This window comes from Comamonas sp. B-9 (assembly GCF_000410635.1).
GTDB lineage: Bacteria > Pseudomonadota > Gammaproteobacteria > Burkholderiales > Burkholderiaceae_C > Comamonas.
Genome location: NZ_KE148566.1, coordinates 1 through 7,905, shown reverse-complemented (window position 1 = coordinate 7,905; position 7,905 = coordinate 1). Strand labels below are relative to the sequence as shown.

At 62.7% G+C, this 7,905-nt stretch carries 6 protein-coding genes; all 6 read left to right on the top strand.

Annotated elements, in window-relative coordinates:
* A partial coding sequence (locus H928_RS33265; protein WP_043339804.1) for an NAD-binding protein occupies positions 1–597 on the top strand: 597 nt, incomplete at its 5' end.
* A 9-nt stretch (positions 598–606) separates the two neighbouring features.
* Complete coding sequence (locus tag H928_RS0111855) at positions 607–2,073, top strand: TrkH family potassium uptake protein (protein WP_021026706.1); 1,467 nt, start codon at positions 607–609, stop codon at positions 2,071–2,073.
* 116 nt (positions 2,074–2,189) lie between these two features.
* Entirely contained in the window at positions 2,190–3,479 is a 1,290-nt protein-coding gene (gene gshA, locus H928_RS0111850; RefSeq protein ID WP_021026705.1) for a glutamate--cysteine ligase, read from the top strand.
* A 161-nt stretch (positions 3,480–3,640) separates the two neighbouring features.
* Entirely contained in the window at positions 3,641–5,518 is a 1,878-nt protein-coding gene (locus tag H928_RS0111845; protein ID WP_021026704.1) for a potassium transporter Kup, read from the top strand.
* Between the two features lie 69 nt (positions 5,519–5,587).
* The gene (locus H928_RS0111840) at positions 5,588–6,769 is read left to right on the top strand and encodes a benzoate/H(+) symporter BenE family transporter (RefSeq protein WP_021026703.1); all 1,182 of its coding nucleotides are present in this window, start codon (positions 5,588–5,590) and stop codon (positions 6,767–6,769) included.
* A gap of 98 nt (positions 6,770–6,867) precedes the next feature.
* A complete protein-coding gene (gshB, locus tag H928_RS0111835) occupies positions 6,868–7,821 on the top strand; it encodes a glutathione synthase (RefSeq protein WP_021026702.1) in 954 nt (317 codons plus the stop codon).
* The last annotated feature ends 84 nt before the right edge of the window (positions 7,822–7,905 follow it).

Here is a 7,905-nt window from a genome sequence, read left to right as displayed (position 1 = left end):
GAGACCTTGATGGAGAACGAGAACGTCGAGGATGTGGATCTGTTCGTGGCCATCACCGATGACGACGAAGACAACATCATGTCCTGCCTGCTGGCCAAGAAGCTGGGTGCCACCCGGGTGCTGGCGCTGATCAACCGCCGCACCTATGCCGACCTGATGCATGGCACGCAGATTGACATTGCGCTGTCGCCCGCCCAGGCCACCCTGGGCGAGCTGCTGGCCTATGTGCGCCAGGGCGATGTGCAGGCCGTGCACAGCCTGCGCCGGGGCGTGGCCGAAGCGATCGAGATTGTGGCGCGGGGCGACGCCAAAACCTCGCGCGCCGTGGGCCGGCGCGTGGGCAGCCTGCGCCTGCCGCGCGATGTGCACATCGGCATGATTGTGCGCGGTCTGCCCGCGCCTGATGCGCGCAACACCAACGGCAGCGAGACCGCCGAGCGCGATGAAGAAGAGCGCAATGACGAGCAGGTGGAGGTGATCGTGCCCACCAGCGGCACCATCATCCAGAGCAATGACCATGTCATTCTCTTCTTGCCGAACAAGCGCCTGGTGCACGAGGTCGAGGCCCTGTTCCGTGTCGGGGTGACCTTTTTCTAGGCCCGGCCGATGACTGATCTTCGACCCGTGCTGCGCGTATTGGGCATTTTGCTGCTGATGTTTGGCGGCACGATGGCCGTGCCCGCGATCTCCTCGCTGTGGCTCGATGACGGGGTGTTTGGCGTCTACCCGCTTACCATGGGTATCACCTGGGCCTGTGGCCTGGTGCTGTGGTGGCTGGCGCGCCATGAGCAGCGCGAGCTGCAGGCGCGCCACGGCATCATGCTGGTCGCCTTTGTCTGGATGGTGTTCCCGCTGTTTGCAGCGCTGCCGCTGTACCTGGGCTTTGAGCGCATTGACCGGGCGCTGAGCTGGCAGCATGCCTATTTTGAAGCGGTCTCGGGCCTCACGACCACGGGCTCCACCGTGCTCAACCATGTGGATACCCTGCCGGTGTCGCTCAACATCTGGCGCACTTTCTTGCAGTGGATGGGGGGCATGGGCATTTTGATTCTGGCCGTGGCCATCTTGCCGATGATTGGCATGGGCGGCAGCCAGCTGTTCCGCGCCGAGGCCGCCGGCCCGGTGAAGGACACCAAACTCACGCCGCGCATGGCCGAAACCGCCAAGGGCCTTTGGGGCGTGTACGGCCTGTTTTCCGTGCTCTGCGCGCTGGCCTACTGGCTGGCCGGCATGACGCCGCTCGATGCGGTGATGGTCATGTTCACCACGGTGAGCCTGGGCGGTCTCACGCCCCATGACGCGAGCTTTGCCTATTTCAACTCGCCGCTGATCGAGGGCATCTGCACGGTCTTCATGCTGCTGGCCAGCTGCAACTTCGCGCTGTATTTTGTCGCCATCCGCAAACGCAATGTCTGGGTGCTGTACCGGCAGCCCGAGTTCCGCGCCACCATCGGCACCTTGCTGGGCGGCGGCTTGCTGGTGGCGGGCCTGCTGTGGTTCAAGGGGGTGTACGGGCCACTCGAATCACTGCGCATGGGCGTGTTCCACACCGTGTCGGTGGCCACCACCACCGGCTATGCGGCCGTGGATTTTGGCCTGTGGCCGCCATTTGCGCCGGTGTTCATGCTGCTGCTGTCGGGCGTGGCCACCAGCGCGGGCTCGACCGGCGGCGGCATCAAGATGATCCGCATGCTGCTGCTGCTCAAGCAGACCCGGCGCGAAATGCGCCGCCTGGTCCACCCCAATGCGGTGCAGCCGGTGACGGTGGGGGGTCTGGCGGTGGATGAGCGGGTGATCTTCTCGGTGCTGGCCTTCATGCTGGTGTACTGCGCCACCATTGCGGTGCTGACCATGGCCTTGCTGTTCACGGACATGGATTTGCACAACGCGTTGGGCGCTGTGCTTGCCAGCGTGAACTGCGCCGGTGTAGGCTGGGGCGATCTGGGCCCCAGCAACAATTTTGCCGGTCTGACCAGCTTTCAGCTGAGCGTGACCACCCTGGGCATGCTGATGGGCCGGCTGGAGATCCTCAGCTTTCTGGCCCTGTTGACACCGGCTTTCTGGAGAAGGTGAGTGCTTGCTAGGTAGGGCGGCAGCAAAGTTCTGGTGACTTTGGCCCTCAACTCTCTACAATTGGTACTCAATTGTTTTTTGCTCGTTTTTTTTGAGCCCTCAAACAGTATTCATTTATGGTCCCGAATCTCATAACAGCCCTAACGGGGCCCATCAACGAATTGGAACAGCGCATGCTCGATGCCATGCCCGCGATCGAGCGCTGGTTCCGTCTGGAGTGGATGGAGCACACGCCTCCGCTCTATTCGTCGGTGGATATCCGCAATGCCGGCTTCAAGCTCGCACCGGTTGATACCAACCTGTTCCCCGGCGGTTGGAACAACCTGACGCCAGAGATGGTGCCGCTGGCTGTGCAATCGGCAATGGCTGCGATTGAAAAGATCTGCCCCGAGGCGCGCAACCTGCTGATCATTCCCGAGAACCAGACGCGCAATCCCCAGTACCTGGCCAATCTGGTGCAGCTGCAGCACATCTTCTCGATGGCGGGGCTGAATGTGCGCATCGGCTCGATCGATCCGGAGGTCAAGGAGACCATCAAGCTCAAGGTCGGCAATAAGGAGCTGGTGATTGAGCCGGCGCTGCGCCATGGCCGCCGGGTGGGTCTGAAGTATTTCGACCCCTGCACGATCTTGCTGAACAATGACCTGTCCACCGGCGCGCCCGGCATTCTGGAAGAGGTGTATGAGCAGTTTGTGCTGCCGCCGCTGCATGCGGGCTGGAGCGTGCGCCGCAAGAGCCGCCATTTTCAAAGCTATGAAGAGGTGGCCAAGCGCTTTGGCAAGCTGATGGGGATCGACCCCTGGCTGATCAACCCGATGTTCAGCAGCCGCAAGGGCGTGGACTTCACCGACGGCAGCGAGCATGCACTCGATGAGTTGCGTGAAGATGTCGACGTGATGCTGACCAAAGTGCGCCGCAAGTACAAGGAATACGGCATCAAGGAGACGCCCTTTGTCGTCGTCAAGGCCGACAACGGCACCTATGGCATGGGCGTGATGAGCGTGCATGACGCCAAGGAGCTGCGTCAGCTGTCTGTCAAGACCAAGAACCAGATGTCGCTGGTCAAGGACGGCCAGCAGGTCCATGACATGATCATCCAGGAGGGTGTGCAGACCGTCGAGCGCATGGACAAGGAAGCGGCCGAGCCGGTGGTCTACATGATTGACCGCTATGTGGTGGGCGGCTACTACCGCGCCCACTCGGACAAGGGCGCCGAGGACAACCTCAATGTGCCCGGCGCGCATTTCATCCCGCTCTCGTTCGAGCACGGCATCTCGCCGGGTGACTCGGTCGGGGCCAGCGCGCCCAACCGCTTCTATATGTATGGCGTTGTGGCGCGGCTGGCGATGCTGGCGGCCAGCTATGAGCTCGAGGCGACCGACCCGGACGCTGAAATCTACGACTGAGCCGTTTGCGGCCTTCCTGCAACCTCTGATTGCCGCCCGCTGCTGATCCGCCATTCGGGCTTGTCCGGATGCGCGGCTTCACTGCGGGCGCAACAACAGGCGCACAATGCAAACCAATCCACTACAAGCATGCCTGATGCGGCATGGCACAAAGGCTTGATGTGCAACACAACAATAAATCCGCACTCCCCGCGCTGACGCTAGGCGCCATCGGGGTGGTGTATGGCGATATCGGCACCAGCGTGCTGTACTCGCTCAAAGAGGTGTTTGGCTCCGGCCATGTGCCTTTCACCCACGACAACGTCTACGGCGTCCTGTCCATCCTGTTCTGGACCTTGACCTTGATCGTCTCGCTCAAATACGTGGTCCTGGTGCTGCGGGCGGACAACAACGGCGAGGGCGGGCTGATTGCGATGCTGGCGCTGGCCTCGCAGGCGGTCAAGGACAAGCCCAGGCTGCGCTCGGTGCTGATGCTGGTCGGTATCTTTGGTACCTGTCTGTTCTACGGTGATGGCGTGATCACGCCGGCCATCTCGGTGCTCTCGGCCGTCGAAGGCCTGGAAGTGGTCTCGCCCGGCTTCAAGTCCTGGGTGATTCCGCTCACCTTGGTGGTCCTGCTGCTGCTGTTTTGGGTGCAAAAACGGGGCACGGCGGGCATCGGCAAGTTCTTCGGGCCCATCATGGTGGTCTGGTTCATCTGCATTGCCGCCTTGGGCGTCTGGAACATTGTGGACCACCCGCAGGTGCTGTGGGCGCTCAGCCCGCACCATGCGCTGGGCTTTATCGGCCGCCATCCCGGCATCAGCTTCATCATTCTGGGCGCCGTGGTGCTCTGCGTGACCGGGGCGGAAGCCTTGTATGCCGACATGGGCCATTTCGGCCGCAAGCCCATTCGCCTGGCCTGGTTCAGCGTGGCCATGCCGTCCTTGGTGCTCAATTACTTTGGCCAGGGCGCGCTGGTGCTGGAAAACGCTGAAGCCGTGAAGAACCCCTTCTTTATGCTGGCGCCCGGCTGGGCGCTGCTGCCTCTGGTGCTGCTCGCGACGATGGCGACGGTGATCGCATCGCAGGCGCTGATCACCGGCGCCTTCAGCGTCACCAAGCAGGTCATCCAGCTCGGTTACCTGCCGCGCATCCAGATCCTGCACACCAGCGTGCGCGACACCGGGCAGATCTACATCCCCTTTGTGAACTGGAGCCTGTTCCTGACCATTGTGCTGGCGGTGATCCTGTTCAAGTCCAGCAGCAATATGGCAGCGGCCTACGGGATCGCGGTGACCCTGGACATGACCATCACCACGGTGCTCACCTTCTTTGTGCTGCGCTATGGCTGGAAATATGCGCTGTGGATGGCGCTGGCGCCGACGGTGTTCTTCTTCTGCATCGATATCACCTTCTTCGCCTCCAATCTGCTCAAGCTGCTCGATGGCGGCTGGTTCCCGCTGGCGATCGGCCTGTGCCTGTTCGTCGTGATGATGACCTGGAAGCGCGGGCGCGAGCTGGTCTACCAAAAGCTCCATGCCGATGGCATCGATCTGCAGTCCTTCCTGCAGATGGTGCTGCAGGCGCCGCCTACGCGGGTGCCGGGCACGGCGGTGTTCCTGACCTCCGACGCCCATGTGGTGCCCACGGCCTTGCTGCACAACCTCAAGCACAACAAGGTGTTGCATGAGCAGAACATGTTCGTCAACATCGTCTACCACGAGGTGCCCTGGATCGGCCTGGAAAAGCGCGCCGTGATCGAGCCGCTGGGCGGTGACTGCTGGCGCGTGCAGCTGAACTACGGCTTCAAGAACGATGTCGATGTGCCCAATGCGCTGCACCAGCTGCGCGGCCATGGCTGCGATACCGGGCAGATGGTGACCAGCTATTTCCTCTCGCGCGATGTGTTTGTGCCCACGGACAAGGCTAGCGCCGGCATGGCACCTTGGCGGCAGAAGTTGTTTGCCCAGATGCACCACAATGCAGCAGGTGCGGCAGAGTTCCTGCTGCTGCCCAGCAACAGCGTGGTGGAGCTGGGCTCCAAACTCGAAATTTAACCAGCCAGGGCTGCTCACCCGCTGCGCGCACCCCGGGCCAGCGAACACCGTGGCGGCGCGAAAGGGTGTATGCGGTTTTTCAAGGACATGAGCGCATCGGCGCTCATCGCAGGCTTTGTCACGGTGCTGGTGGGCCTGACCAGTTCCATCGCGATTGTGTTCCAGGCGGCGCAAAGCTTTGGCGCCACTCCCGCGCAGGTCTCGTCCTGGGTCTGGTCGCTGGGTATTGGTGTGGGCCTGTGCTGCTGGGTGCCCAGCATCTTGCTGCGCAAGCCGGTGGTCGTGGCCTGGTCCACTCCGGGTGCTGCGGTGCTGGCCACGGCCGGCGCCACCGGCGCATTCGGCATGGGCGATGCGATTGGCGCCTTCATCATCAGCGCCGTACTGATTGCGGTGGTGGGCATGACGGGCTGGTTCGAGCGGCTGATGAACCGCATCCCGATTGCGATTGCCTCGGCCCTGCTCGCGGGCGTGCTGACCCGCTTTGGCCTGGATGCCTTTGCCGCCGCGCAGACCAATACCTGGCTGGTGGTGGCCATGCTGGTCACCTACCTGCTGGGCCGGCGCCTGCTGCCGCGCTATGCGGTCATGCTGACCCTGGCGGTCGGCATTGTGGTGGCGCTGCTGCAGCACAAGATTCTGTGGTCTGCCGTGCAGCCGGGCCTGACGATGCCGGTGTTCACCATGCCCAGCTTCAGCTGGCAGGCGGCCATCAGCCTGGCGCTGCCGCTGTTTGTTGTCACGATGGCCTCGCAGAACCTGCCGGGCGTGGCCATCATCCGGGGCTCGGGTTACGACCTGCCGGTCTCCAAGCTGATCACGATGACGGGGCTGGCCACCTTGCTGCTGGCGCCCTTTGGCGCCTTTGGCATCAACCTGGCGGCCATCACTGCCGCCATCTGCATGGGGCCCGAATCCCACCCCGACAAGGCCAGGCGCTATGCGGCCGCCGTTGTCTGCGGCGTCATCTATGTGCTGATTGGCTGGTTCGGGGTCGTCATTGCCGGCCTGTTGACGGCATTTCCGCATGAGCTGGTGGTGGCGATCGCCGGCATTGCGCTGCTGGGCACCATCGGGGGCGGTTTGCACACGGCCTTGCAAGGCGAGCAGTACCGCGAAGCGGCGCTGATCACCTTCCTGGTCGCGGTGAGCGGCGTGACAATAGCCGGAGTGGGATCGGCCTTTTGGGGCGTGGTCGCAGGCAGCCTTGCGCTTTTTGTGCAACATTACGGCAAGCGCCGCTCGGCTTGAGCGCGCCTAGTTCTGTCCGTTTCTGCTTGCATATCCCACTTGTGGGCATGCAAGGCCATTGAATACACAGGGCGGCCACCAGGCCGCCGACCCACACCATGCATATCCTCTTTGTTGCCGATCCGCTTGAGTCCTTCAAGATCTACAAGGACAGTACCTTCGCGATGATGCGCAGCGCCCAGGCGCGCGGCCACCGCATCACGGTTTGTGAGCCACGGCATATCCGCTGGATCAGCGGCGAGAAGGTCTCGGCCCAGGTGCGCGACATTGTGCTGACCGGTGACGAGACGCGCTGGTTTGACGAAGCACCCGGCCGCCGTGCCGAGCTGGCCGAGTTCGACGCCATCGTCATGCGCAAGGATCCGCCCTTCGACAGCGAGTACTTCTACGCCACGCACCTGCTCGGCCAGGCCGAGCGTGAAGGTGCCAAGGTCTTCAACAAGCCAGCCGCCTTGCGCGACCACCCCGAAAAGCTGGCCGTGATGGAGTTTGCCGAATACGCGCCCGTGACCCTGGTCACCCGCAGCGCGCAAGATATCCGCGACTTCCACGCCGAGCACCAGGACATCATCTTGAAGCCCCTGGACGGCATGGGTGGCATGGGCATCTTCCGCGTCGGTGCCGATGGCATGAACCTGGGCAGCATCATCGAAACATTGAACCTGGACGGCGCCCAGAGCGTGATGGTGCAAAAGTACCTGCCTGAAATCACCAAGGGCGACAAGCGCGTGCTGATCATTGGCGGCCAACCCGTGCCTTTCTGCCTGGCGCGCATTCCGCAGGGCAATGAAGTGCGTGGCAATCTGGCCGCTGGCGGCAAAGGCGTGGCGCAGGCACTGGAGCCGGAAGACCGAGCGATTGCCGAGCACATCGGCGCGCGCCTGGCGCCGCGCGGCTTGCTGCTGATCGGGCTGGACATCATTGGTCACCGCATCACCGAGATCAATGTGACCAGCCCCACCTGCTTCCAGGAGATCGAGCAACAGGCCGGCTTCCCTGTGGGCGACATGTTCGTCGAAGCACTGGAAAAGGCCGTTGCAGGCGCCGTCTGACACACGCCTGCAAAAAAGACGGACGTTTTCCTGACGCCCCGGGAAAACGCCTATACAATAACGTCTATCGACAGCACGATGCCT